Source organism: Streptomyces coelicoflavus (genome assembly GCF_003112555.1).
In the GTDB taxonomy this organism is placed as follows: domain Bacteria; phylum Actinomycetota; class Actinomycetes; order Streptomycetales; family Streptomycetaceae; genus Streptomyces; species Streptomyces coelicoflavus.
In genome coordinates this window covers 405,592-431,038 of sequence record NZ_BEWB01000010.1, presented here as the reverse complement: position 1 = coordinate 431,038, position 25,447 = coordinate 405,592, and the positions used below count along the sequence as shown (strand labels likewise).

The following is a 25,447-nucleotide window of genomic DNA, read 5'->3' as shown; positions in this document are numbered from 1 at the left end:
TTTCGGTGTTTCCAACACTATCAGGCTTTTCCGGTCCCTCTGACCACCGCCCTGCAGACATGCAGAAGGTGATCCAGAGATAGGATCTGATGAGTTGGGTACTGCCGGGACGAGGACGCGCTGGTTCGCATCGCTCAGCCTCAGGCAGGAGTAACGACTGTACACGGGGCGTCGGAACGGGTGCAAATCCGTGGCGAGTGTGGTCTAGACCTCTATTGGGAAGACTCATGCGGAACCGGTACTTCCTATGACATACCCTGCTGCTCAGTGTGCCGTCCGGGACAAGCAGTGACGGCTCGTACAGATCTCCGCCCTGGGAGGCTTCCCATGACCACCGTCTCGTCCCCGCTCGCAGGACGCGCCATCGGCCTGGCCGCCGTGCCCGATCCCGTCTTCTCCGGGGCCATGGTCGGCCCGGGCACCGCCATCGACCCCGTGCGGGAGCCCTCCGAGGCGGTCGCGCCGGTCGACGGCGTCATCGTTTCTCTGCATCCGCACGCCTTCGTCGTCGTGGACGACAGCGGACACGGTGTGCTGACCCATCTCGGCATCGACACCGTGCAGCTCAACGGCGAGGGTTTCGAGCTGCTGGTGAACAAGGGCGACACCGTCGTGCGTGGTCAGGGCGTGGTGCGCTGGGACCCGGCCGCGGTCGAGGCCGCGGGCAAGTCGCCGGTCTGCCCGATCGTGGCGCTGGAGGCGACCGCCGAGGCGCTCACCGAGCTCCGTGAGGACGGCGACGTGAAGGCCGGCGAGAGCCTCTTCCTCTGGAAGTGACGTCGACGCCGTCACGCGGCGGCATCGACGGCCAGCAGGACAACCACCGCGGCGGCGGGACCCGCCGCACTATCGGGACGGGTGAGATGGAGACAACGCTGCGAGGCGTCGGTGTGAGCCACGGTGTGGCGATCGGCGAGGTTCGGCACATGGGTACGGCGGTCCTGGAGCCGCCGGCGAAGCAGATTCCGGCCGAGGACGCGGAGCGTGAGCAGGGGCGCGCCCGCAAGGCCGTGGAGGCTGTGGCGGCCGATCTGATGGCGCGCGGCAATCTGGCGGGGGGCGAGGCCCAGGCCGTGCTCGAGGCACAGGCCATGATGGCCCAGGACCCCGAGCTGATGGCCGACGTCGAGCGGCGGATCACCGTGGGGAGCACGGCCGAGCGCGCCGTGTACGACGCCTTCGCCGCGTACCGCGCCCTGCTCGCCGGTGCCGGTGAGTACCTGGCCGGCCGGGTGGCAGACCTCGACGACGTGCGGAATCGTATCGTCGCCCGTCTGCTCGGTGTCCCGATGCCGGGTGTTCCGGACAGCGACGAGCCGTACGTGCTCATCGCTCGGGACCTGGCGCCGGCCGACACCGCACTGCTCGACCCGACCCTCGTCCTGGGTTTCGTCACCGAGGAGGGTGGGCCGACCAGTCACAGCGCGATCCTCGCGCGGGCGCTCGGTGTGCCCGCCGTGGTGGCCCTGCCCGGCGCCGGCGAGCTTCCCGAGGGCACCGTCGTCGCCGTCGACGGCAGCACCGGGGAGATCTTCGTGAACCCGGGTGAGGAGAAGAAGGCACGGCTGACGGCTGAGGCCGCCGAGCGCAAGGCGGCGCTCGCCGTGGCGACCGGACCGGGTGCGACCTCGGACGGTCACAAGGTGCCACTGCTGGCGAACATCGGCGGTCCCGCCGACGTGCCCGCGGCCGTGGAGGCCGGCGCCGAGGGTGTCGGTCTGTTCCGGACCGAGTTCCTCTTCCTCGACGACAGCGAGAACGCGCCGTCGGAGGAGAAGCAGGTCACCGCCTACCGCCAGGTGCTGGAGGCGTTCCCGGAGGGCCGGGTCGTCGTGCGGGTGCTGGACGCCGGTGCCGACAAGCCGCTGGACTTCCTCACCCCGGGCGACGAGCCGAACCCGGCGCTCGGCGTGCGGGGCCTGCGGACGCTGCTCGACCACCCGGACGTGCTGCGTACGCAGCTGACGGCGCTGGCCAAGGCCGCCGAGGGACTGCCGGTGTACCTCGAGGTCATGGCGCCGATGGTGGCGGACCGCGCCGACGCCAAGGCGTTCGCGGACGCCTGCCGCGAGGCCGGGCTGCGGGCGAAGTTCGGCGCGATGGTGGAGATCCCCTCGGCCGCGCTGCGGGCCCGCTCGGTGCTGCGGGAGGTGGAGTTCCTGTCGCTGGGGACGAACGACCTCGCGCAGTACACCTTCGCCGCCGACCGTCAGGTGGGCGCGGTGTCGCGGCTGCAGGACCCCTGGCAGCCTGCGCTGCTCGACCTGGTCGCGCTGTCGGCCGAGGCGGCGAAGGCCGAGGGCAAGAGCTGCGGTGTCTGCGGTGAGGCCGCTTCGGATCCGCTGCTGGCGTGTGTGCTGACCGGTCTCGGTGTCACCTCCCTGTCCATGGGCGCGGCGTCGTTGCCGTACGTGCGGGCGACGCTGGCGAAGTTCACGCTGGCGCAGTGCGAGCGTGCGGCGGCTGCCGCGCGGGCGGCGGACAGCGCCGAGGAGGCGCGGAACGCCGCCCAGGCGGTGCTGTCCGGCGAGTAGCGGCCGGGTGCGGCTGCCGTAGAGGCTGTGGTGCGGGGCGTTCCACCTTCGGGTGGGGCGCCCCGCCCGCGTTCAGTGGTGGTGTCCCGGTGGGAGGTGGTCGTCTCCGAGGTCGGGCGGTGCGCAGTAGTCGACGTTGGGCTCCGGGGAGATGAGGTCGCCGGACTCGATGTCAGTGCAGTAGGCGTCGAAGACCTCGGCGGCCGTGAGGGGTTCGAGGCCGTATCCGCGCAGGCGCCAGCCGTGGATGCGGTCGGGGCCGGTCGGCGGGCTGACGCGCATGACGAGTCCGCCGGGGCTGTGGGTCGCCAGGCCCAGGGCGAGGACGCTGGTGAACTCCAGGGCTTCGGCCTCGTCGATGTGCGGGGTGCCGTCGCTTTCCTCCTCGACGAGCAGGACGGAGACGAGGGTCTCCTCCGGGTGGCCCTTGACGCTGCAGACCAGGTGCCGGCTGCCCGGTGGAGCCGTTTCGAGGACGCGGTGCAGGAGGCGGTGGGCACGGGTGAAGGCGGCCCGGCCGAGGTCCTCGCCACAGGTGGCGCAGCCCCCGAGGGTGGCGAGGAGGGTCGACGTGTACTCCCAGATGGCCTGGCGGACGGCTTCGTCGACGAGGGCCGGGAGCAGGTCGGCGAGGGGCTGACCGTCGTAGGGCACGGTGGGACCGTGGGCGGCGAGTTCGGCGGTGAACCGGGCGCGGGTCGCCGGGGCGTCGGCGTCGAGGCCCGCCGCCGTGCAGAAGTCGGCGTACTCCTCCGGGTCGAAGAGCGCGACGGTGGTGTGGGTGCCCTGTGCCGCGCGTGCCTGGAGCAGGGCCTCCACCTGCCGCAGGTAGACGGCATGGTCGTGGAAGGTGAAGCTGCGGTAGCGCCGCATGGCGCGGAAGTCGTGTTCGTCGGTGAGCAGGCCGATGGTGCCCGCGATCTCGCGACGCAGGACGCGTCGCATGGTCTGGTCGGTCTGACCGGTCTGGCCGGTGTGCGCCATGTTTCCCCCTGTGCACGGTCGATCAATGCTCACTCACAGTAATCGGCGGCACTGACAACGGCGTCGGGCGGGCGCGGGGGCCGGCCGCCGCCCGGGGCGGCCGGCCCGCCGGTGTGCTGGTCAGGCGCGCTTGCGGGCGAGGTCCTCGTAGAAGTGGAGCAGCTCGAGGTTGTCGATGGAGCCGGGGTTGACGGCCTTGTCGAGCGGGGTGCCCTGGAGGAGGCGCTTGACCGGGACCTCGATGCGCTTGCCGGTGAGGGTGTGCGGGATGCCGGGGACCTCGATGACCTCGTCGGGGACGTGGCGCGGGGAGAGGTTCGCGCGGATGGTCCGCTTGATGCGGTCGAGGAGGGCGTCGTCGAGGGCTGCTCCGGGGGCCAGGTGCACGAAGAGGGGCATCCAGTAGCCGCCGTCGGGCTGTTCGATGCCGATGACGAGGGATTCCCTGATCTCGGGGAGCCGCTCGACGGCTTCGTAGATGTCGGCGGAGCCCATGCGGACGCCCTGCCGGTTGAGGGTGGAGTCGGAGCGGCCGTGGATGACCACGGAGCCGCGGGAGGTGAGGGTGATCCAGTCGCCGTGCCGCCAGACGCCGGGGTAGGTGTCGAAGTAGCTGTCGTGGTAGCGGCTGCCGTCGGGGTCGTTCCAGAAGCGGATCGGCATCGAGGGCATGGGGTTGGTGACGACCAGCTCGCCGACCTCGTCGGTGAGGGGGTTGCCGCTCGGGTCCCAGGACTGGAGGTCGGTGCCGAGGCCGGGTGCCTGGAGTTCGCCGATGTGGACCGGGAGGGTGGGGACGGCGCCCGCGAAGCAGGAGCAGACGTCGGTGCCGCCGCTGACGGAGGCGATCCAGAGGTCCGCGCCGCTCGCGGCGAACTCGTCGTGCAGCCAGCGGAAGCCGTCGGGCGGGAGCGGGGAGCCGGTGGTGGCGACGCACTGGATCGCGGAGAGGTCCAGGTCGCGGGCCGGGTGGACGTCGGCCTTGCGGCAGGCCATGACGTAGGCGGCGGAGGTGCCGAAGAGGGTGGCTCCGGTGCGTTCCGCGATGTGCCACTGGGCGTCCGTGGCGGGGAAGCCGGGGCTGCCGTCGTAGAGGACGATCGTGGTGCCGGTGAGCAGGCCGGAGACGAGGAAGTTCCACATCATCCAGCCGGTCGAGGTGTACCAGAAGAAGCGGTCCTCGGGGCCGAGGTCGCAGTGCAGGCCGAGCTGTTTGAGGTGCTCGAGGAGGATGCCGCCCTGGGACTGGACGATGGCCTTGGGCAGGCCGGTGGTGCCGGAGGAGTAGAGGACCCACAGGGGGTGGTCGAAGGGCACCTGCTCGAACACGGGCTCCGTGTCGGCGGCCGTCAGGGCCTCCCATTCCAGGGCGCCGTCGGGGGCGTCGGTGCCGAGCAGCGGGATGTGGATCACCGCGCGCAGCGTGGGCAGTTCCCGGCGGAGCTCGGCGACGGTGTCGCGGCGGTCGTGTTCCTTGCCGCCGTAGCGGTAGCCGTCGACGGTGAACAGGACGACGGGTTCCACCTGCTGGAAGCGGTCCAGGACGCTGCGGGCGCCGAAGTCGGGCGCGCAGGAGGTCCAGACGCCGCCCACGGCGGCGGTGGCGAGGAGCGCGACGACGGCCTGGGGGATGTTGGGGAGGTAGCCGCTGACGCGGTCGCCGGGGCGTACGCCGAGGGCGCGGAGTTCGGCGGCGAGGGAGCCGACCTGGCGGCGCAGCTCGGCCCAGGTGACGGGGGTCGGCTCGTGGGTTTCGTCGACGTACAGGAGGGCCGCTTCGTCCGCGCGGACGCCGGCCGCGCGCAGGGCGTGCTCGGCGTAGTTCAGCGTGGCGTCGGGGAACCATTGGGCACCGGGCATCCTCCGGTCGCCGAGAACGCGCGCGTAGGGGGTCGAGAAGCGGACGTCGAACCACTCCGTGACGGCTTTCCAGAAGGTGTCCAGCTCGTCGACGGACCAGCGGTGCAGGGCGGCGTACCCACCGTCGGCGGGGGCTCCGTGGTGCTCGGCCGCCCAGGTCTGGAACCTGGTGATGCGTGCCTGGTCGATGCGTGGTGCATCCGGCTGCCAGAGCGGCTGCGGGTTCTCGGTCGACATGGTGCGGCTCCCGGACTGTGCGCGTCGTGTGCGTCCTCCGCGCACGGGCTGGGGTGTGCGCGTGACGCGGCTGACAGGGACGATGCCACGTGATCGACTTCCGCACCAGGGCGCCCCACACAGTCGGTCACATGAAGATGTGGTCCGGTGCCGGGTGAACGGCAGTTGAACGACGCCCGCGCGCGCGGTGGTCGATGGCAGGGTGATCAGCATGGACGGTCGTGACCTGGTGCGTTCGATGAAGACGGTCGGTTCCGCGGGGGTGGCGCAGGGGTTGCGTACGGTGCGGGCGGCGTGGCGCAGTCGGCGTGCCGACGCCGCCGCGCTGCCGCCGCGGGGTGCGGAGCGGGCACGGGTGCCGGGCGCGGTGCGGGAGGTGGAGCCCGGGCCCGGGGGCGGTGTCGTCCGGTTCGGGCGTTCGGAACTGCGCGTCCTCGTCGCGGTGAACGGCGCCGTGTTCTGGGGCTGGGACGGGGCCGGTCCCGAGCCTTCGTACGCGCTGGCGGGCCGCTGTCCCGATCCGGATCCTCGGGCCGTGCTGGAGCCGGACAAGGACGGCGGCTGGCGGGTGGTGGCGGAGCGGGTGACGGTGGCCGTGTCCCGGCACGGCGCGGTCGAGGTGCGCACGCCCGGGGGTGTGGTCCTGCGTCATGATCTGCCGCCCCGCTGGTGGGAGCCGGCCGGCGGCGGGCCGGCGCGCTGGACTCAGCGGTCGCGGGTGGCTGCCGACGCCCGGTTCTTCGGGCTCGGTGGGCGATCCTCGGGTCCCCGGTTGCGCGACGGCACGTACCGGCTGTGGAACTCGGGTCGCGGTCGGTCGGGCGCCGCCGGCGGGGACCCGGCGTCCGTCACGATGCCGGTGCAGATGGTGGTGGCGGACGCGGGGACGCATCTGCTCTTCCACGACACGTCGTGGGACGGCACGGTGGCGTTGCGGGAGGGCGAGGAGGGAGCCGGGTCCGGGCACGACCGGCCGGGGCACAGTGTGCTGCGGATGGACGGTGGTCCGCTGCGGTGCTGGGTGATGGTGGGGACCCCCGCGCGCGTGCTGCTGTCCTGGGCGTCGCTGACCGGTGCGCCCGCGCTGCCGCCGGCGTGGGCGCTCGGTCACCATCACGTGCTGTCCGGTGTCGGCGACGAACAGGACGTACGGCGGGTCGTGGCCGGTCACCAGGAGCGTGATCTGCCGCTGGACGCGGTGCACCTGGGGGTCGGGCACGCCGACGCCCGGCGGGTGTTCACCGTCGACGAGGAGCGGTTCCCGAAGCTGCCCGTGCTGGCGGAGGAGCTGCGCAGGGAGGGCGTGCGGCTGGTGTCGGCGGTCGAGCCGGCGGTAGTGGCCGCACCCGGCGACGCCGTGTACGACGCGGGGACACGCGGGGACGTGTTCGTGCGGGACGCCGCGGGGGCGGTGGTCCGGGGTGTGGGGCGGGCCGGGGACGTGGTCTTCCCGGACGTCACCCACGCGCGCGTGCGCGAGTGGTGGGGCGGGCTGTACGAGGAGCGGCTCGGGCAGGGGTTCGCCGGGGTCTGGCACGACCTGGACGAGCCCACGTCGTTCGCAGCCTTCGGGGAGCCGACGCTGCCGCGGTCCGCCCGGCACGCGCTGGAGGGCGGGGGCGGCGACCACAGGGAGGCGCACAACGTCTACGCGCTGTGCGTGGCGCGGGCCGGGTACGAGGGTTTGCGGGCGCTGTCGCCCGACGAGCGGCCGTTCGTCCTCTCCCGTTCCGGGTGGGCCGGCCTCCAGCGGTACGGCGGCGCCTGGTCCGGGGAGGGAGCGACGGACTGGGCCGGGCTGCGGGCCGCGCTGGCGCGGGTGATGGGGCTCGGGCTGTGCGGGGTGCCGTATTCGGGGGCCGATGTGGGCGGGTCGGAGGGGCCCCTCTCGCCGGAGTTGTATCTGCGGTGGCTCCAGCTGGCCGCGCATCTGCCGCTGTTCCGCACGCACGCCGGTCCGCGGGCGGGTGGCCGGGAGCCGTGGGACTTCGGGGCCGAGGTCCTCGGGCACGCGCGCGTGGTGCTCGTCGACCGGCGGCGGCTGCTGCCGTACTTCGTGACGCTGGCGCACCTGGCCCGGCGTACGGGTGCTCCGTACGTGCGTCCCCTGTGGTGGCAGGCGCCGGAGGACCGGGCGCTGCGGGACTGTGAGGACGCCTTTCTGCTGGGCGACTGCCTGCTGGTGGCCCCGGTGCTGCGTCCGGGAGCGGACCGGCGGGCGGTGCGGTTGCCGCGGGGGCGCTGGTACGACGTGGTGACGGAGCGGGCGTACGAGGGGCCCGCGCAGGTGCTCGTCGACGCCCCTGTGGACCGGATTCCGGTGTTCGCGCGCGCGGGAGCGGTGGTTCCGGTGCGCGGGGAGGACGGCGCGCCGGAACTGGAGGTGTGGGCGCCCGCGCGGGGGCGGACCGGCGGTGGGCTGGTCGTTCCGGACGCGGGCGACGGCTGGGTGGAGGCGGAGATCGAACGGTATGTGTCCCGCTGGGAGGGGCGGCGGGTGGTCGTGGAGCGGTCGGGCGAGGACGGGGTGAGCGAGCCGTCCTGCCCGGTCCGCGTGCGGGGGCTCGCGGAGCGCTCCGCTCAGATGTAGCGGCCCTCGAAGAAGGCCCGTACGGCCCGGGTGTGGAGCGGGAAGGCGAGCTCCTCCGCCCGGCGCAGGAGGTGCCATCCCTCGGTCTCGTCCGTGGCGGCGGAGGGCGGCAGGTGCTCGGCGGGCCGCTCGGGCAGCAGGCCGAAGAGCAGCAGGTGGCCGTCGGGCGAGCTCATGGCGTCGGCGAGCCGTACGTCACGGCTCGCCGCGTCGATGCCCGTCTCCTCCTTGAGTTCGCGGACGACGGCCTGCCGCCAGTCCTCCCGGTCGTCCACGTAGCCGCCGGGCAGGGCGACTCCCCCGCGCGCGGGGGCCACGGTGCGGGTGATGACGACCAGGGCGGTGCCCTGGGTGTCGTACACGGGCTGGAGGGCCACCGCGACCGGCAGCGGGTTGCGGTAGGCCACGGTGCCGCACGCGGGGCAGGTGCGGGGCCAGCCGGAGACGCCCTCTCCGTAGGGCGATCCGCAGCTCGAACAGTGGGAGTCGCGCGCGGAGTTGGGAACGGAGGTTTCAGTTTCGGACACGCGGCGGACTGTATCCGATCGCGGAGGGGGCGGCTCCGGCAGGCCGGTCAGCGACGGCCGGCGAGCGACTTGGCGGAGACCGGGAAGTCGAAGTAGGTGTCGGGGTAGGGCTCGGGCTTGTACGTGAAGTGCCACCACTCCTCGGGGAGGTTCACCAGGCCGGCGTCCTCCAGGGTGTTCTTGAGCAGCATCCGGTTGGCGTGCTGGACGCCCTGGATGCGGGGGTCGAGGGTGTGCGACCGGGTGTCGAAGCAGTCGTAGCCGGTGCCCATGTCGACGGAGTTGTCGGGGAATCGCTCGTCCTGCGGCGCGAAGCAGGACACCAGGGGCTGTCCGGGGTGGTGGGGGCGGGTGGGCTTCGCGGGGAGCCGCACGAGGGTGAGGTCCACGGTCGAGCCCCGGCTGTGGCCGGACTTCTCCGCGATGTAGCCGTCGGTGAACAGGCGGGTCTTGTCGACCTCCGGGTAGAACTCCGCCTTCATCTTCTGGTCGTCGAGGTCCTCGGCCCAGCGGACGAAGTGGTCGACGGCGCGCTGCGGCCGGTAGCAGTCGTACACCTTGAGGGAGTAGCCCTGGCGCAGCAGCCGGGTCTGGGCGCGGTGGAGGGCTTCGGCGGCGGGGCGGATGAGGATGCACAGGGGCTGCCGGTAGCCGTCGACGCGCTCGCCCACGAAGTTGTGCGCGGTGACGTAGCGCATCTCCTCGATGATCGTCGGGTCGACGCTGCGCAGCGCCACGAAGTCCTCCGGGGCCCTCGGTTCGGGCCGTGCCTGTGCGGAGGCGGGGACGGCTGTGACGGCGAACAGAGCGGCGACGGCGGTGGCCAGACCGCGGAGCGTGGTGGAGAGTCGTGTCATGTCCCCTGCATCTATCAGGGTTGGGTGCCACGGGGGAAGGGGGCGGCCCGGCGGCGCGCCGGGCCGTTCGGCGCGGGCGCGCGTCGGCGCCCCCTCCCGTGCTCGCTCAGGTCGGGACGGCGCTGCGGCGGTCCGCCGCCTGGGCCATCGCGTGCTGGACGACGCCGATGAGGACCTCCTTGACGGACTCCCGGTCCCGGGCGTCGCACATCACCAGGGGTACGTCCTCGTCGACGTCGAGCGCCTGGCGGACCGTCTCGGCCGGGTAACGCGCCGATCCCTCGAAGCAGTTGACGCCGATCACGAACGGGATGGAGCGGCGCTCGAAGTAGTCGACGGCGGCGAAGCAGTCCTCCAGGCGCCGGGTGTCGGCCAGCACGACGGCGCCCAGCGCGCCCTCGGACAGCTCGTCCCACATGAACCAGAACCGCTCCTGACCCGGCGTGCCGAAGAGGTAGAGGACCAGGTCCTCGCGCAGGGTGATCCGCCCGAAGTCCATGGCCACCGTGGTGGTGTGCTTGCCCTCCACGCCGCTGACGTCGTCGACGGGGCGGCCGGCCTCGGTGAGCAGTTCCTCGGTGCGCAGCGGCCTGATCTCGCTGACCGCGCCGACGAGGGTGGTCTTGCCCACGCCGAACCCGCCGGCCACCAGGATCTTCAGCGTGACGGGCTCGACCGGCGGCTTGCCGCGCTGAGAACGCCCGAAGATCATCGATCTCTTCTCCTTAACGTGCCGCCCGATGTGTCCGGGGGCCGGTTCACAGTGCCCTCAACCCGTTGATCACGTCGCGCAGAATGTTCTCGTCCGGCAGTTCGGCCGGGGGCACGGGCCGGTTCACGTGGACGAGTTCGCCGTCCACGAGGTCGCCGACCAGGACCCGCACCACCCCGACGGGGAGGTCGAGTTCGGCGGCGAGTTCGGCGACCGACTGCGGGGCGTCGCGGCACAGGCCGACGATGTCCACGTGCTCCGGGGAGAGGGTGACGTCCGCCTCCGGATCGTCCGCGTGGGGTTCCGTGACGACCACCGCGATCAGGTCGAGGCGGTGCTGGGCCGCGCTGGTGGTGCGGCCGCGCGTCATGGCGTACGGACGGACGACGGGGCCTGCCTCGTCGTCGAACCAGTGGTTTCTTCCCTGACCGTCTGCGCTCATGTCATCCCACTTACCCGCCGGAGGGCAGATCGGTGCGCGGCGCGGTGCCCAGGTGCACGCCGACCCGCTTGACGAGCAGGGTCATCTCGTAGGCGACCTGTCCGACGTCCGAGTCGGCGTCGGAGAGGACGGCCAGGCAACTCCCGTCGCCGGCGGCCGTGACGAACAGGAAGGCCTCGTCGAGTTCGACGACGGTCTGCCGGACGGTGCCCGCCTCGAAATGCCGGCCCACACCCTTGGCGAGGCTGTGGAATCCGGACGCCACGGCGGCCAGGTGCTCGCTGTCCTCCCTGGTGAGGTCCTTGGACACGCCCGTCGCCAGTCCGTCGCCGGACAGGACGACGGCCTTGCGGATGCTCGCGACACGGTCCACCAGGTCGTCGAGGAGCCAGTTCAGCTCCCCGGACTTGGTCGCGGTGTGGCCGGTCGTCTTCGGTGCGGTCATCGACCGTCCCCCTTAGTCGTTCCTCGTGGTGCTGATGGTGCTGCGCCGTCGGGCGGGTCGTCACCCGCGGCGTTCTCCTTGCGGCCGCGCTGCCAGCCGCGCTGGAGCGAGGCCATACGGCTGCGTACCTCGTCGGCATCGCGGTCGGCGGGGTCGGCGCGGCTCTCGGCGGGCGGTTCGGGGCTCTGCCGGAGCTGAGGCGCCAGGTTCGCCTGCCGTACGCGCCGGGGCAGCGCGCCGGGGTCGGTGGGCGCGGAGGGAGCTTCCTGCGACGCGCGGGACACGTCGCCGCCGCGGCCGTCGGCGGGGCTCTCGGCGCGGTCGCCGGTGCGGTCACCGGCGCGGTCTCCCCGGCGGCGGGCGGGCAGGGCCGGGAGTTCGTCCGCCCGGGCCGGGGGTGCGGCCGGGCGCTCGGCCGGGTCCGGACCGGCCGCGGGCGACTCGCCGGCGGTGTCCCGGGCGGGCCGTTCGGGGACCGGGCGCCCGTGCGAGCTGACCAGCTTGGGGGTTCGGCGGCGCGGCAGCCCGACCGGTTCGTTCGCCCCGGTCCCGTCCTCGGCCGGGCCGTCGCCGCGGCGGGGCCCGGAGTGTCGCCGCTCCGGTCGGCGGGCCGCCTGGTCCTCGTCGGCCGCGACCAGTGAGCGGCGCGGACGGAACAGACCGCCGCGTTCGCCGTCCTGGTCGTCGAGTACGCCCGGCAGGTCGAGGGCGTCGAGGTCGACGGGCGCCTCCAGTTCGACCGGGCCGTCCAGCATCGCGGCCGGCCGCTCGGACAGCCGGGCGGGTACGTGGGAGAGGGCGGAACGACGGCTCTCCGCCCGCTCCTTCTCCCCGAGGTGCTGGGGGCGGTCGAGCCGGAAGCCGACGCCGTTGGTGTCCGGGGCGTCGTCGGTGAGCAGCACGTCGGGAACGAACACCACCGCGGTGGTGCCGCCGTAGGGGGACGGCTGCAGCGAGACCCGGACGTTCTGCCGCTGGGCGAGCCTGCTGACGACGAACAGGCCGAGCCGGTCGGTGTCGGACAGCTCGAACTCGGGTGTCTCGGCCAGGCGGAGGTTGGCGTCGAGGAGGGCGTCGGCGGCCATGCCGAGGCCCCGGTCGTGGATCTCCAGGGTGAAGCCGTTGGCGACGCGCTCGCCCAGCACCTGGACCGCGGTGTGCGGCGGCGAGAACACCGTGGCGTTCTCCAGGAGTTCGGCCACCAGGTGGGTGAGGTCGGCGACGGCCGGTCCGGTGACGGCGACGCGGGGCAGCCTGCGGACCTCGATGCGCTCGTAGTCCTCGACCTCGGCGACGGCGGCCCGCACCACGTCCATGAGCTGGACGGGCTTGCGCCACTGCCGGGAGGGTGCGGCGCCGGAGAGGATGACCAGGCCCTCGGCGTGCCGGCGCATGCGGGTGGTCAGGTGGTCGAGGCGGAACAGGTCGGCGAGTTCCTCGGTGTCCTCGGTCCTGCGTTCCATGGTGTCGAGCAGGGTGAGCTGCTTGTGCAGGAGCACCTGACTGCGGCGGGCGAGGTTGACGAAGACCTCGGAGACGCCCGCGCGGAGTTCGGCCTGTTTGACGGCGGCCTCCACGGCGGCCCGCTGGAGGGTGTTGAGGGCCTGGCCGACCTCGCCCATCTCGTTCCGGTCGTACTCGAGGCGCGGCACCTCCGTCTCGACGTCGACCTCCTCGCCCGCCGACAGCCGGCGCATCACGCTGGGCAGGCGGACGCCGGAGGCCTCGTGCGCCTCCAGGCGCAACTGCTTGAGGTCGCGGATGAGGGAACGGCCGACGCGCACGGACAGGAACAGGGAGTACAGGAGGGCGATCAGGCCGAGCGCCCCGGCGACGACGGCCTTGGCGATGGTGCTGGTGGCTACCGGGTCGACGCGGTCCTGGTAGCGGTCGGCGGCGTTGTCGTCGAGCTCGCCGAGCTCCTTGAGGACACTGCCGGCGGCGGTGTCCCAGCTCTTGGCGGTGACTCCGCGCGGCATGCCGCCGTCGGAGGAGACGGCGGCCTGCTCGGCGACCCGGAGAGGGGCGGAGGAGGCGTTCTTCCAGAAGCGCTGGTAGCGGCCGCGTTCGGTGGCGGGCAGCAGCGGCAGGTTGATGTCGTACATCATGGTGCGCTGCGCGACGAGGTCGGAGACGTCCCGTGTCTCCGTGCGGCTGAGCTGCCCGGTGACCAGGGCGGAGCCGAGGAGGGCGTCCTCGCGGGAGAGCAGTTCGCGGGCGCGGGAGACGTTGACGAGGGCGCGGTACTGCTTGTCCAGGCCCACGTTGTCGACGACGTCGAGGTTGGCGAGCAGGTCGTGGCAGGGGTCGACCAGGCGGTTGTAGAGGCCGAGCGCCTGCGCGCGGTTCACGGTGCCGTCCTCGACGCTGCGGCGCAGCGAGCCGATGCCGTCGAAGGCGTCCAGTACGGCGGTGAGCCGTTCTTCCCCGGCCCGGCCGAGGTCGTCCCGTACACCGGCGTCGGCGGCGTTGCGGCGGATCTCGGCGACGGCCTCGTCGGTGGCCCTGCGACTGCGTTGCAGAGCCGCGAGTCCGTCGGAGGCCCGCGGGTCGGCGAGGTGGACGAGGGTCTGGCGGCGTTCCTGCTGGAGGACGCGGACGGTGTCCTCGACCGGGTAGCCGATCTTCTCGACGACGGTCGAGACGCTGAACAGCTGTGCCGCCTCACGTCCCGTCAGTACCGTGGCGAAGGCCCAGATCGCGGTCAGGGACACCAGCGGCACCAGGAGCAGCGCCACGATCTTCCGGCGGATCGACTTCCCGCGAAAGCGCATGGCCTCCCCCAGCTCGCCCCCCGGTGGTGGGGGTACACATGTGCGTCAACAAACGGCGCGAGCCTACTACTGACGCACAGGTAACTCGAAGACCCATCCGGAGGCCGAACCTCCGTACCCGGGGCCGGCGATGGTCAGTTGTCCGGTCATTGCGGGAGATTGCGCCCCCGGATCGGCCGACGGATGTGAGGCGGACGTTCCGGTGTGACGGGCGGATTGGCCGAAATTCTTCGACTGCGCGGGATTTCCGGGAATCTTGGGTACCCGTCGTTCGTCCTTCACTACGGGAAATGGAGGCGGAATCGGCCACAGGAGCCGCATCCCGCCCCCGGGTGGCGTAAAGCGGAGCAAGCCGGGCAGCCACAGGGGAGCCGTGTCCAGGGGCACGGGCGAGCTGTCTGACGGCGGTGGGGAGTGACATGTCGATGGGCACGGCGGAGCGGTGCGGGACGCCGGAGCGGGAGGTCCCGGCGGCCGGGGCGGACACCGTGGCGGGCGAACGGCGGCCGGGGTACCGGCCGTTGTGGAGCGAGGAGCCCGCACGGCGTCGGCGGATGCCGGATCCGGTGCGTACGGCGGCCGTGCGCGCGGTACTCGTCGTCGCCGTGACGCTGATACTGGCGATGGTGGCCTTCCTGTGCACCCTGGCGGAGTCCTGGCTGGCGTTCCCGATGGTGCTCGCGAGTGTCGCGGGCACGGTGGTGGCCACCTGGGGCGTACTGGACGTGTGGGTGACACGGCAGGTGTGGAACCAGCGGCACGGTGTGGTGTCGGCGCCGAGCAGCACCGCGCGGGCCGTGCGCCGTGAGCGTCGCCGGGCACGGCGGCAGGCCCGGGCCGCCGACCGGGGCCGGGAACGGATAGGCCGGCGGGGCGGTGCGGGACAGCTGTCGCACCCCTGAACGGCCGGGCGACGGCCGCCCGGCCGTCCGTGGCGTCCCCGACGTCCGTGGCGTCCGTGACGTCCGTGACGTCCGTGACGTCCGTGCCGCGGTCGCACTCTCCGGTGCGCAGGCCGGCTATGCGGGCGACTGGGCGGGGCGTTTGAACATGCGGGTCGCAGTGATCTCGCTGTGAACCGCCTCGCCCTCTCCCTCGGCGGCCGGGGCGGGCTGGGGCAGACCCGGCCTCAGGTGCTCCTCCACGCTGATGTACTTCAGGCCCGCCCTGAGATCGGCGTCGTTGCGCAGCCGGATGACCAACGGGAACTCGGCCAGCGCGGTCGTGTCGAACAGACCGGTGGTGTACAGGAGCTGGACGCCGAGCGCGTCGGACACGGCCCGCTGGAGCTCCAGCAGGTAGGTGGCGTTGGCGCGGCCGATGGGGTTGTCGAGGAACAGGGTGCCGGCGTGGCGGTGCCGGTCCCGACCGCGGTCGTTGCTGCGCAGCGCGGCCATCGTGCAGTACAGGGCGATGGCCGCGGTGAGCAGCTGGCCGCCGGAGAAGACGTCGCCCATCTGCCCGACGGGGACGCGCTCGGCGCGCAGCACGGCGTCGGGCTTGAGAATCTCGACGGCGACGCCCTTCGGCTGGAGGGCGGCGGCGACTCCGCGCAGCAGCAGGGACATGCCGTCGCGGCGCAGGTCGGAGTTCTTCTTCACGGCCGCGCGGGTGGCCTCGTCGACGACCTCGCCGAGCCGTTCGGTGAGGGTGGCCTGGTCGGGTTCCTCGAAGCGGATGCGCAGGAACTCCTGCCCGGACCACTCGCCCAGCCCTTCCGGCAGCCGGGAGAGCCGCTGGGCGGAGCGGAGGGTGGCGAGGGCGGACTCGACCAGTCCGCGCAGCCGGTCCACGATCGAGTCGCGGTTGCGCTCCAGCTGCGCCAGCTCGTCGGTGAGGACCCGCAGGCGGGGGGCGAAGGCGTCCGCCCACTTGGCGGCGTGCTCGGGCAGTGCGGAGGCCGGCAGTTCGCGGATCTGCTGGCGGGCGGGGGTGCGGACCTGCTCGTAGCGGGTGGAGTTGGCGTGCCGGACGAGTACGTCACTCGCCTCCCGTACGGCCGCCTCGGCGGCCGACAGGTCGGCGGAGCAGCCGCGCAGCGAGCGGCGGGCCTCGGCGGCGCCCCTGCGGGCCTCCTCCAGGTCCCCGGCGTAGGGATCGGGCTCGTCCTGCTCCTCCTCGGCCGCGTGTTCGCGCAGCAGATCGCGGAGCATGGCGGCGATCTCGTCGAAGCCGCCCGCCGCGTCCTCGGCGGCGCGGTGCGCGTCGAGCAGTTCGGCGTGGGCCTCGCGGGCCCGGGTCAGCGCCTCGGCGCGGGAGGCGAGTTCGGCGGTCGCCGTGCGCAGCAGGCTCTGGGCGTGCTCGGTGTCGCGCGGCTGGAGCTCCTCGGGCAGGTCGGTGTGGGTGTCGCCGTCCTCGGGCGCGTGCCGTTCGGCCTCGCCGCGCAGCCGGCCGAGCTGTTCGCTCGCGCTGGACATGCGGGTCTCCAGGAGCTGCACCAGTTCCTCGGCGCGGGCGGCGGCGGCCTGCCGGGAGGGCCCGTCGGAGCCGTCGGGCGACTCCAGGAGCTGTGCGGCGCGGGTGCGGACCTTGTTGCTGAGCCGGTCGAGATCCGCGCGGGCGGCGCTCTCGTCGCTCTCCGCGCGGGCCTGTTCGGCGCGCAGGTCGGCGCCGACGCCGACCTTCTCGTACACCTGGGAGGCGGCGCGGTAGGCCTCGCGGAGGTCGGGCAGGGACGCCTTGCGAACATCCTTGCCGCTGTCGGACGCGTCCCCCGTGCCGCCCCCGGCGCCGCCCCCGCTCCCGTCCTCGGGTACGTCGTCGGGGGCGCCGGCGATCTCGGAGCGCTCGGCGCGCAGCGCGCGGGCGGTGCGGCGGGCGTCGTCGGCGGCACGCTGGGCGGCACGCCGGTCCTCGTCGGCGGCGCGGGCCCGCTCCAGACAGGCCTGGGCACGGGCCTCGGCCTCGGCGCCCTCGTCGGCGAGTTCACGGACCTTGACCTGCCAGCCGGCGCGTTCGCGCAGCCGGAAGGCGAGTCCGGCCAGCGCGTCGGCGGCACGGCGCGCCTTCTGCGCGGCCTCCTGCCGCTCGTCCCTCAGGTGGACGGCCTCGACGGCCCTCTCGTCGGCCTCGGCGCGCAGAGTGCGGGCCTCGGTCAGCTCGGCCTCGGTCTCCTCGGCGAAGGCGCGGGCCTCCTCGGCGGTCCGGGCGAGTTCCACGAGGCGTCCGGCGGGGCAGCCGGTGCGCCAGGAGGCGAGCCTCGCCGCCAGCTCGCGGTCCTTGCCGAGGCGGGCGGCGAGGGTGCGGATCTCCTCGTCCCGCTCGCCCGCCCGCGCGCGCAGCGCGTGCCGCTCCTCGTCGGCGGCCTGTTCGTCGTGCATGGCAGGGTTCGGCGGTACGAGGAAGACGTCCCCGGCGCCGGACCCGGGAGCCGGGGACGGGGCGAGAAGCGCGGCGGCCGTGCCGACGGCGACGGCGGAGCGCGGCAGCAGGGCCGCGTCGCCGAGGATTTCGCGGGCGCGGGTGTGCGAGTCGGGGTCGGTGATGATCACGCCGTCGACCAGCTCGGGGCGGGTGGCCAGCACGCGTGCGTGGTCGGCGGGGTCGACGGCCTGGGCGAGGTAGCGCCAGCCGGGCAGGGCGGGGACGCCGTGCTCGCCGAGGAACTCGACGGTGGCCAGCACGTCCGGTCCCGGCGGCAGCAGTCCGCCGTCGCCGAGGGCGCCGAGGATGCGGGAGTCGTCGGCGGCCGCGGTGCGCAGGTCGAACAGCTGGCGTTCGGCGGAGGTGACGGTGTCGTCGAGCAGTTCGCGCAGTTCGTCGGCGAAGCGGTCCAGTTCCTCCGGGGTGAGCGCGCCGTCGGGGGTGCCGGTTGCCGCGGCCGGGTCCTCGCGGTCCGTGTCGCGGCGCGGCTGGGGGATGCCGGCGCGGGTCTCGGCGGCCAGGCCGAGCAGTTCGGCGAGCCGTTCCTCCGCGGCCAGTGCCTCGGCGGTGCGCCGCTCGCCGTCGTGGGCGTGCTCGGCGGCGGTGGCCGCGTCCGCGGCGCGGGCCGCGGTCAGTTCGGCGCGGCTCTCCGCGGCGGCGGCCTCACGGGCGTGCTCGGTGGCCCGGCTGGCCGCCTCACGGGCGGTGTCCCAGGCGGCGACGGTCGTCTTCTCCGCGTCGCTGGCCGCGAGGGCCGCGCGGGCGGGATCGGCGTCGGGCGCGCTGTCGTCCAGCCAGCCGGCGCGGACGGCCTCGGCGGTCTCCTGCTCGACCTCGGTGAGGCGCTGGCGGAGGTGTCCGGCCTCGCTGCGGGCGCGCTGGGCCTCGGTGGCGGCGGTGGTGGAGTCCCGGTGGGCGGCGTCGCTCACCTCCTGGAGGGCGGCGGACCTCGCCTCCTCCTCGTTGGCGTGGTGCTCGGCCTTGCCGACCGCCGCGTGCAGGGCGCGGACGAGGTCGACGGCTGCCTTGGTGCGGGCGGCGAGGGCGGGGGCCGCGTCGCGTTCGGCCTCCTGGATCGCGGCGGACACGCGGGCGACGCGGTCGGCGGCGGCCCGGTGGCGCAGGACGGCCTCGGCGGCCTGCCAGGCGGAGTGCAGGGTGCGGGCTTCGGCCAGTTCGCGCTTCTGTGCGGCGGCGGACTTCTCGGCACCGGTCAGGGCCAGCGAGGCGTGCCGGTAGGCGAGTTCGGCGGCGATGAGAGCGCTGCGGTCCCGGGCGGACTCGGCGTGGGTGACGGCGTACGCGGCGGCAGTGACCCGCTGGGCGAGGTCTCCGGCCCGGACCCGCTCCCGGGCGCCGCGCGCGGTGAGCCGGCGGGCCAGGTTCCTGGTGCGGCGTTCGGCGGCGGTGTGGATGTCCCGCGCGCGGGTGCGCGCCTCGGCGGCCTCGACGATCCGGCCCAGGAGGTCGACGGATCCGGCGGTGAAGTCGCGTTCGGCGATCAGTTCGGCGCGCCGGCCCAGTTTGTTGCCGAAGCCGCCGACCAGGTCGGCGAGGCCGTCGGTGTCGCGGGTGTCGGTGACGGCCCGGAGCAGCAGGTCGGTGAAGTCGGAGTCCTTCTTGACCGCGAACAGGCCGGCGGCCTCGCCCTCGTCGGCGTTCATCTCGCGCTGGTAGCGGAAGAGTTCCGGGTCGAGGCCGAGGTCGCCGAGGTGCTCGTTCCAGCGGTCGTGGATCTCCTCCCAGTGCACTTCGAGGTGCGGGTAGGCCTTGCCGGCCTCGGTGAGCGCGTCCCGGAAGCCCTTCATGGTGCGCCGCCTGCCCTGCGCGCCGGAGGCGCCCTCCACGGGCGGGCGCACGGCGGTGGCCTCGGCGACCGGCAGGTTGTCCAGGGTCAGCCCGGGTCCCGGGCGGAAGGAGTACCAGGCCTCGGCGAACTTCCGCGGGTCGCCCGAGACCTGCCGCCCGCGCCATTCGCTGGCCTTGCCGACGACGACGCACTCGCCGGTCTGCACGTGCTGCCACTCCAGCGCCACGTGTCCGCAGTCGTCGGCGAGCAGGAACTTGCGCAGCACGCCGGAGCTGGCGCCGCCCAGGGTGTTGCGGTGGCCCGGCAGCATCACCGAGAAGATGAGCTTGAGGAGCACCGACTTGCCGCCGCCGTTCTCCAGGAAGAGCACGCCCGCGGGCGCGGGGCGGCGCGGCGGGCCGACGGGCTCCTCCTCGAAGAACTCCGCCTGCGTGGGCGCGGGGTCGGGCACGGGCCGGCCCACACCGCGCAGGTCAAGCACGGTGTCGGCGTAGCGCGCACCGGCGGGTCCGATGGAGTAGAGGCGGACCCGGGACAGCTCGTACATGGCGGACTCTCGTAAGTCTTCGTAGGTCGGGGACGTTCGGACGGGGCGGCGGGTGCGGTCGGTCGGGGCGGACTCAGGACGAGTGGAAGGGCAGCCCGGCGTCGGCGACCAGGTCCAGGTCGTCCGTCTCCTCTGCGGGCAGCAGCGTGGCGGTGCCGTCGGTGACCGGTACGACGCCGAGGTCGAGGAGCTCGGTCATGGCGGCGCTGCCCGCCATGTCGCGCACCTGGAGCTGGTAACGGGCCGTCGTCCGATAGGTGCCGCCGTGGTCGTCGCCGGTGCGCTGGAGGAAGCCGGACTCGGTGAGGAAGGCGGCGGCCTTGCCGACGATGCCGGTGGTGGAGCCCGGGAGTCTGCGCGCGTCCTTGGTGGCGCCGGTCGCGCTGCGCCTGACCCAGATCCGCCAGGCGGCCTCCAGGCCCGGAGCGTCGGTGGCCGGGTCGGTGTTCTCGCCCTGCTGCTCCGCCCGCTCCTCGAGCCTTCGGCAGGCCTGGCGGACGAACGCGTCCACGCCGTTGACCGAGACGCGGCCGATGTAGCCGTCGTCGGCGAGGTCCTCGGGGCGGGGGTAGGCCATGGCGGCCACGGCGAGGTGGGCGAGGCCGTGCAGGAAGCGGTCGCCGGAGTCGGTGGCGGCGCGACGGGCGTAGTCGCCCATGCGGACGGCGAACACCGAGTCCTCGGCGGCGGTCACGGCCATGCCCGCGCGCGGGGACACCTCGAGGACGATCAGTCCGAGCCCGGCCGCCACGGCGTCGGCCAGCCGTGCGAAGGGCGGATCCTCGCGGTAGCGGCGCAGCAGGTCGGCGTACTCCTGGTCGCGGGCGGGCAGCAGCTTGGGCTGGAGGCCGAAGGCGACGAGCCGCGCCGCGTCGGCGGCGTCGGCGGGCGTGACGGCCGCGGTGGCCGGCGCGGCACCCGCCTCCGGTTCGCTCCGGTCGACGTGCTCGGTCACGGTCGGTGCTCCTCGCTGTGCTGGTACTGATGCTGGTGCCGGTGCCGGTGCTGATGCTGATGCTGATACTCATGCTCGGTGGTGCAGTGCCGGGCCGGACGGCGGGACCGGCGACGGATCAGGCCCCCGGAGGCTTGGTGCGGGCCGGTCGTCATGCCGCCTCCGTCCGGTCCGCGGCCATGCCCGCCGCGTCCAGCAGCGCCGTGCCGACGATGAGGTCGGCGCCGCCGAACTCGGGGTCGTCCAGCTCGGTGCCGTCGTCCACGGCGAACAGGAGCTTCGGCTCGCCCTGGCGGTAGGCGGTACCGACCGGCGGGCTGGCCGCGTGGACGGCGAGCAGGGCGACGAGGTACGGCAGTTCGGCGTCGCGGGCCCGGGCGTCGGCCAGCAGCCCCGACAGCCGGCGCGGGGCGTCGTGCGGCAGGTCGAGCAGCTCCATGGCCGCGGCGAGCTGGTCCTCGCTGAAGCGGCTGTCGTCCGGGGTGGCGATCAGGTCGGGTTCGGGCATCTCGGCGCCCAGGTGCTCCCGCTCCACCGGCGGGGTGAGGAGTATGTCGACGAGGTCGCCGACCCGCACGGAGACGGGCGTGCGCAGCCCGGTGCCGCGGGCGAAGAAGGCGTCGGTCACCCGCAGTGCACGCTCCACGGGCAACGGCAGGACGGGGGCGACGAGATGGCCGTACAGGTCGAGGCCGGAGGTGGTCAGGGGGGTGGCGAAGGCCTGCCGGTCCTGTTCGGCGCGGAAGAGCGGGCCGGCCTCCAGGAGGCGGGACTGGAGCTGGGTGTGGCGGCGGATGCAGTCCTTGACGATGTCGACCAGCTCGGCGGCGCGGCGCTTGTGCTCGGCGTCCTCGGTCTCGTCGCGGGCCTTGCGGATGTTGGTGAGGATCGCGTTCTCGTGCCGGTACCGGTCGGCGACGTGGTCCAGGGCCTCGGCGATCATGTCGGGGACGGCGCTGAGCCAGTCCACCGCGCGGACGTTGCGCCGGGTGGCGTCCAGGGCCCTGCGCAGGGTCTCGGAGTACTGCACGGTCCGGTACCGGGCCTGTTCGGCGGCGAGCTGGGCGTCGGCGAGGCGGCCGCGGCTGATCAGCACCTCGAGCTTGACCTCGGCGGCGATCTGGGCGCTGGTGACGTCGGTGTCCAGGGCGCCCACGAGGACGTTGACCGCCTCGTCCGTGGTGCGCAGGTAGACGGTGCCGCCGGGCCCCGGAACCTCCTCGAGCAGCTTGAAGTCGTAGTCGCGGCGGACGTAGGTGCCGTCGGGGCCGAAGGTGCCGTACACCGCGCGGAAGCCGCGGTCGACGCTGCCGACGTTGACCAGGTTCTCCAGGACCCAGCGGGCCACCCGCTCGTGCTCGGCGGCGGGGCGGCGCGGGGCCTGGGCTGCGACGCGCGGGATCAGCCTGGCCACTATCTGGTCGTGGTCGGCGCCGGTGTCGAAGTCCATGTTCAGCGTGACGAGGTCGATGGCGGCCAGGGCGACCTCCGCCATGCCGTAGACCGAGTACTCGCCGGCGAGGTTGGCCTTGCGTGCGTCGAGGTCGTGCAGCGGCGCCGTGCAGGCGAGCGCGCGCAGCCGCCGCGCCAGCCCCTCGTCGGCGGCCGGGCCCGGTGCGGGGCGCGGCCCCGCGCTGAGCTGGGGCGGAACGCTGTCCGTCGATGCAGGCGAAGTCACGGTGCACAGACTAGATCCTCGGTCTGACATCGACCCAAACGACGCAGATGGGCCCCTGGGCGACACGGTGTCCGGCCGCCGTACGGCCCTGGCCTACCCCTCGTCCCCGACCCGCCGCAGGTAGACCTCCACGACGCGCTCGAGCGAGTTCTCGAGGTAGACCGCCAGCAGTCGCGCCGCCGCCTCCCGGTCCCCGCTCTCCAGGGTCGCGAGGAGCTCCGCGTTCCGGGCGATGTACGGCTCGTGCAGGCGTCGCGGGTCGTCCACGACGTGGAAGGCGAGGCGCAGTTCGGCGAAGACGCTGCGCATCAGTTCGTCGGTGCGTTCGCTGCCGGCGAGGGCGACCAGCTCCCGGTGGAAGTGGATGTTGGCGGTACCCACGCCTTTCCAGTCACCCTCACGGGCCGACCGGCGCCCGTCCTCGACGGCCTCGGCGAGCCCGTCCAGCGGGTACGGCGGCTCGCCCAGGCCACGGACGACGGCGCACTCGACGAGGGAGCGGGTGCGGTAGATGTCCTCGACGTCCTCGACCGTCAGGACGCGGACGAAGACGCCCCGGTTCAGCTCGTGGACGAGCAGGCGTTCGTGGGTGAGCAGGCGGAACGACTCGCGCAGGGTGTTGCGGGAGACGCCGAGGGCGCCTCCGATGCTGTCCTCCGACAGCCGGGTCCCGGGTGGGAAGTAGCCCTCCGCGATGCGGCTCCTGAGGATATCCGAGACCCGCTCGGCGGTGCTGGTGCGCCCGAGGAGGGCACGGTCGTCGGCCAGTCCCGTCAACTGCTCTGCCATGCCCGGAATTCAATCGCAGATACCAGAACGAAACAACAGGGGTATTGAGGGATCGTTGAACGATCCCCTACGGTGCCATCAAGCACCGCTCGACCAGCACCCTCCGTCCTCCCACTGCGAGGTGCACCATGAGCACGCCCCCTCCACCCCAGGCCCCGCCCGCCGGCACCCGCCCCTCCGGCGTACCCGGACACACCCCTGACGACGGCCCGTTCGGCTGGCTGCGGGCTCTCGGCCCGCGGGGCCGCCGCGCCTTCGGCGGCGCGTTCGGCGGTTACGCCCTCGATTCCTACGACTACTTCACGCTGCCGTTGACCATGGTCGCGCTGGCCGCCTACTTCGGCCTGGACAGCGGCCAGACCGGGCTGCTGACGACGGTGACCCTGGTCGTCTCGGCGGTCGGCGGCGCGCTCGCCGGTGTACTGGCCGACCGTGTCGGCCGGGTCAGGGCGCTGCTGCTCACCGTGATCACCTACGCCGTGTTCACCGTGGCCTGCGGCTTCGCGCCCAACTACGAGACACTGCTCGTCTTCCGTGCCCTCCAGGGACTCGGTTTCGGCGGCGAGTGGGCGGTCGGCGCCATCCTGGTCGCCGAGTACGCGAGCGCCAGGCACCGGGGGCGCACGCTCGGCGCGGTCCAGAGTTCCTGGGCCGTCGGATGGGCGCTCGCGGTGGTCGTGTACACGCTGGTGTTCTCGCTGGCCGGGGACGATCTGGCCTGGCGCGTCATGTTCTGGACGGGCGCGCTCCCGGCGCTGCTCGTGGTGTGGGTGCGGCGCAGTGTCCACGACGCGCCCAGGGCCGCGGAGGCGCGCGAGAAGGGCGCGGGCAAGGGCTCGTTCCGGGCGATCTTCAAGCCGGGCACGGCGGACTCCCCCGGCCTGTTGCGCGTCACGCTCTTCGCGAGCCTGCTCTCCACCGGCGTCCAGGGCGGCTACTACACCCTCGCCACCTGGGTGCCGACGTACCTGAAGGACGAGCGCGACCTGTCGGTCGTCGGCACCGGCGGCTACCTGACGTTCCTCATCTCGGGCGCCTTCATCGGCTACCTCACCGGCGGCCACCTGACCGACGTGCTGGGCCGCAGGCGCAACATCTGGCTCTTCGCGCTGCTGTCGGCGGTCTGCATCCTGGCGTACGCGAACATCCCCGACGGCGCCAACACCCTGCTCCTGGTGCTGGGTTTCCCGCTCGGCTTCTGCATGTCGGCCATCTTCAGCGGGTTCGGTTCGTATCTGAGCGAGCTGTACCCGACGGCGGTACGGGGCGCGGGGCAGGGCTTCACGTACAACACCGGGCGCGCCGTGGGCGCCGTCTTCCCCACCACGGTCGGTTTCCTGGCCGACAGCTGGGGCGTGGGCGGCGCGCTGGTCTTCGGCGCCATCGGCTACGGCATCGCGGCGCTGGCCCTGCTGGGGCTGCCGGAGACGCGCGGAAGGGAATTGGCATGAACCACCCGCACCCCGCGACCGGGGACCGGCCGCTCGTCCTCCTCGACGAGCACGCGCGCGCGTGGCGCCCGAAAACGGCGCGGGCCCGCTTCCGGGAGGGGCTGACCGGCCCCACGGCCGGGGTCGCCGCCGGGCACACCCAGGCCAACCTGATCTCGGTGCCCGCCGACTGGGCGTACGACATGCTGCTGTTCTGCACCCGCAACCCGCAGCCCTGCCCGGTGCTCGACGTCACCGACGCCGGGTCCTGGACCACCGTGCTCGCCGACGGCGCGGACCTGCGCACCGATCTGCCGCGCTACCGGGTGTGGCGGGACGGCGAGCCGGTGGACGAGCCGACGGACGTGCGCGCGTACTGGCGCGACGACCTGGTGACGTTCCTGATCGGTTGCAGCTTCACCTTCGAGTGGGCGCTGGCGGCGGCCGGCGTCCCCATCCGGCACGTCGAGCAGGGCCGCAACGTCCCGATGTACGTCACCTCCCGCCGGTGCCGTCCGGCCGGGCGGCTGCACGGGCCGATGGTGGTGTCGATGCGTCCCGTGCCGCCCGCGCACCTGTCGGCGGCGATCCGCGAGAGCAGCCTGCTCCCGGCGGTGCACGGCAGTCCGGTGCACTGCGGGGACCCGTCGGCGCTCGGCGTCGCCGACCTGGACCGGCCCGACTTCGGCGACGCGGTGGAGTTCGAGCCGGACGACATTCCCGTGTTCTGGGCCTGTGGTGTGACCCCGCAGGCGGCGGTCATGGCCTCGCGGCCGCCCTTCGCGCTCACCCACGCGCCGGGGCAGATGTTCCTCACCGACGCCCGAGACGATCAGTACCGCGTGGGCTGATCCCGGATGCCACGGCACGGGTCACGGCACCGGCCCGGTACCGCCCGCGACGACACGGGGAA

The 25,447-nt window shown here is 73.4% G+C and carries 18 protein-coding genes; 6 read left to right on the top strand and 12 right to left on the bottom strand.

Features of this window, described 5'->3' with window-relative positions:
* The first annotated feature begins 327 nt into the window (after positions 1-327).
* Positions 328-777, top strand: coding sequence for a PTS sugar transporter subunit IIA (locus Sco07f_RS25830; RefSeq protein ID WP_007388211.1), 450 nt, complete (start codon positions 328-330; stop codon positions 775-777).
* Positions 778-863: 86 nt separating this feature from the next.
* A complete protein-coding gene (gene ptsP, locus Sco07f_RS25825) occupies positions 864-2,534 on the top strand; it encodes a phosphoenolpyruvate--protein phosphotransferase (protein ID WP_108989334.1) in 1,671 nt (556 codons plus the stop codon).
* A 72-nt stretch (positions 2,535-2,606) separates the two neighbouring features.
* On the opposite strand, the gene Sco07f_RS25820 is transcribed toward ptsP, so the two are convergent.
* The gene (locus Sco07f_RS25820) at positions 2,607-3,518 is read right to left on the bottom strand and encodes a DUF8829 domain-containing protein (protein ID WP_108989320.1); all 912 of its coding nucleotides are present in this window, start codon (positions 3,516-3,518) and stop codon (positions 2,607-2,609) included.
* 120 nt (positions 3,519-3,638) lie between these two features.
* Positions 3,639-5,615, bottom strand: coding sequence for an acetoacetate--CoA ligase (locus Sco07f_RS25815; protein WP_108989319.1), 1,977 nt, complete (start codon positions 5,613-5,615; stop codon positions 3,639-3,641).
* A gap of 211 nt (positions 5,616-5,826) precedes the next feature.
* Here Sco07f_RS25815 and Sco07f_RS25810 point away from each other — a divergent pair, with 211 nt between their 5' ends.
* The gene (locus Sco07f_RS25810) at positions 5,827-8,205 is read left to right on the top strand and encodes a glycoside hydrolase family 31 protein (RefSeq protein WP_108989318.1); all 2,379 of its coding nucleotides are present in this window, start codon (positions 5,827-5,829) and stop codon (positions 8,203-8,205) included.
* Here the strand turns inward: Sco07f_RS25810 and Sco07f_RS25805 are convergent.
* The 6 genes from Sco07f_RS25805 to Sco07f_RS25780 all read right to left on the bottom strand — a co-directional run bounded on the left by Sco07f_RS25805 (position 8,196) and on the right by Sco07f_RS25780 (position 13,962).
* The gene (locus Sco07f_RS25805) at positions 8,196-8,732 is read right to left on the bottom strand and encodes an NUDIX domain-containing protein (RefSeq protein ID WP_054101772.1); all 537 of its coding nucleotides are present in this window, start codon (positions 8,730-8,732) and stop codon (positions 8,196-8,198) included. The two genes, Sco07f_RS25810 and Sco07f_RS25805, sit on opposite strands and share 10 nt — an antisense overlap.
* Before the next feature lie 47 nt (positions 8,733-8,779).
* Positions 8,780-9,589, bottom strand: a complete 810-nt coding sequence (locus Sco07f_RS25800; protein ID WP_108989317.1) for a M15 family metallopeptidase — start codon at positions 9,587-9,589, stop codon at positions 8,780-8,782.
* 106 nt (positions 9,590-9,695) lie between these two features.
* The gene (locus Sco07f_RS25795) at positions 9,696-10,301 is read right to left on the bottom strand and encodes a GTP-binding protein (protein WP_054101774.1); all 606 of its coding nucleotides are present in this window, start codon (positions 10,299-10,301) and stop codon (positions 9,696-9,698) included.
* A gap of 46 nt (positions 10,302-10,347) precedes the next feature.
* Positions 10,348-10,743: a DUF742 domain-containing protein gene (locus Sco07f_RS25790; RefSeq protein WP_007388201.1), complete on the bottom strand. Its 396-nt coding sequence runs from the start codon at positions 10,741-10,743 to the stop codon at positions 10,348-10,350.
* Between the two features lie 10 nt (positions 10,744-10,753).
* Entirely contained in the window at positions 10,754-11,188 is a 435-nt protein-coding gene (locus tag Sco07f_RS25785; RefSeq protein ID WP_054101775.1) for a roadblock/LC7 domain-containing protein, read from the bottom strand.
* Complete coding sequence (locus tag Sco07f_RS25780; protein ID WP_108989316.1) at positions 11,185-13,962, bottom strand: nitrate- and nitrite sensing domain-containing protein; 2,778 nt, start codon at positions 13,960-13,962, stop codon at positions 11,185-11,187. The genes Sco07f_RS25785 and Sco07f_RS25780 overlap by 4 nt, the downstream gene beginning before the upstream one ends.
* Before the next feature lie 419 nt (positions 13,963-14,381).
* Here Sco07f_RS25780 and Sco07f_RS25775 point away from each other — a divergent pair, with 419 nt between their 5' ends.
* Complete coding sequence (locus tag Sco07f_RS25775; protein WP_054101777.1) at positions 14,382-14,864, top strand: hypothetical protein; 483 nt, start codon at positions 14,382-14,384, stop codon at positions 14,862-14,864.
* Positions 14,865-14,981: 117 nt separating this feature from the next.
* Here the strand turns inward: Sco07f_RS25775 and Sco07f_RS25770 are convergent, their stop codons facing one another.
* The 4 genes from Sco07f_RS25770 to Sco07f_RS25755 form a co-directional block, all read right to left on the bottom strand.
* A complete protein-coding gene (locus Sco07f_RS25770) occupies positions 14,982-19,682 on the bottom strand; it encodes a hypothetical protein (protein WP_108989314.1) in 4,701 nt (1,566 codons plus the stop codon).
* Between the two features lie 73 nt (positions 19,683-19,755).
* Positions 19,756-20,637: a hypothetical protein gene (locus Sco07f_RS25765; protein WP_007447363.1), complete on the bottom strand. Its 882-nt coding sequence runs from the start codon at positions 20,635-20,637 to the stop codon at positions 19,756-19,758.
* A gap of 151 nt (positions 20,638-20,788) precedes the next feature.
* Positions 20,789-22,315, bottom strand: a complete 1,527-nt coding sequence (locus tag Sco07f_RS25760; RefSeq protein WP_054101779.1) for a hypothetical protein — start codon at positions 22,313-22,315, stop codon at positions 20,789-20,791.
* A gap of 93 nt (positions 22,316-22,408) precedes the next feature.
* On the bottom strand, positions 22,409-23,104 hold the full coding sequence (locus tag Sco07f_RS25755; protein WP_007447372.1) for a GntR family transcriptional regulator: 696 nt from the start codon (positions 23,102-23,104) through the stop codon (positions 22,409-22,411).
* Between the two features lie 128 nt (positions 23,105-23,232).
* Here Sco07f_RS25755 and Sco07f_RS25750 point away from each other — a divergent pair, with 128 nt between their 5' ends.
* Both Sco07f_RS25750 and Sco07f_RS25745 read left to right on the top strand, forming a co-directional pair.
* The gene (locus tag Sco07f_RS25750) at positions 23,233-24,555 is read left to right on the top strand and encodes an MFS transporter (RefSeq protein WP_108989313.1); all 1,323 of its coding nucleotides are present in this window, start codon (positions 23,233-23,235) and stop codon (positions 24,553-24,555) included.
* The gene (locus tag Sco07f_RS25745; protein ID WP_108989312.1) at positions 24,552-25,385 is read left to right on the top strand and encodes a putative hydro-lyase; all 834 of its coding nucleotides are present in this window, start codon (positions 24,552-24,554) and stop codon (positions 25,383-25,385) included. The genes Sco07f_RS25750 and Sco07f_RS25745 overlap by 4 nt, the downstream gene beginning before the upstream one ends.
* The last annotated feature ends 62 nt before the right edge of the window (positions 25,386-25,447 follow it).